Source organism: Comamonas sp. CMM02, from assembly GCF_014851485.1.
Lineage (GTDB): Bacteria > Pseudomonadota > Gammaproteobacteria > Burkholderiales > Burkholderiaceae_C > Comamonas > Comamonas avium.
The window spans coordinates 1-435 of record NZ_JACUZW010000014.1 but is presented as its reverse complement, the minus strand read 5'-3'; the positions used below and the strand labels follow the sequence as shown (position 1 = coordinate 435).

At 51.5% G+C, this 435-nt stretch carries 1 protein-coding gene; it reads left to right on the top strand.

Going from position 1 to position 435, the window contains the following annotated elements:
- Positions 1-435 (top strand): hypothetical protein (locus IB213_RS18450; protein ID WP_192408185.1); only part of this gene is annotated, 435 nt, incomplete at both ends.

Genomic DNA, 435 nt, shown 5'->3' with positions numbered 1-435 from the left:
GATAGAGAAGGGGAGGGTGAACCAAAGAAGGAGGAAGAGGAGGGAAAAAAAAAGGAAAGGGAGGGGGAAGAGGAGCAACAGAGAGGGGGGGAGAGGGGGGAAAGAAGGGGGAGAAAAAGAGGGGAAAGGAAGAGAAAAAAGAGAAGAGGGAAGGAGAAAGAAAAGAGGGGGGAAAAAAAGAGGGAGGGAGAAAGAAAGAGAAAGGGGGGAAGAAAGAGGGGAAGGGAGGAAAAAAAAAGGGGAGGAAAGAAAGGAGGGAAAAAGAGAGAAAAGAGAGAAAAAGAGGGGGAAAGGGAAAAAAAAAGGGAAGAGAGGGGGGCAAGGAAAGGGACGCTGACGGAAGAAAGAGAAGCGCGAGAGAGAGAAGAGACTCAGGAGGAGGGAGGGAAAGGGAAGGCGGCGGTGCCTGCAACGATCGACATCACAGCCATGCGC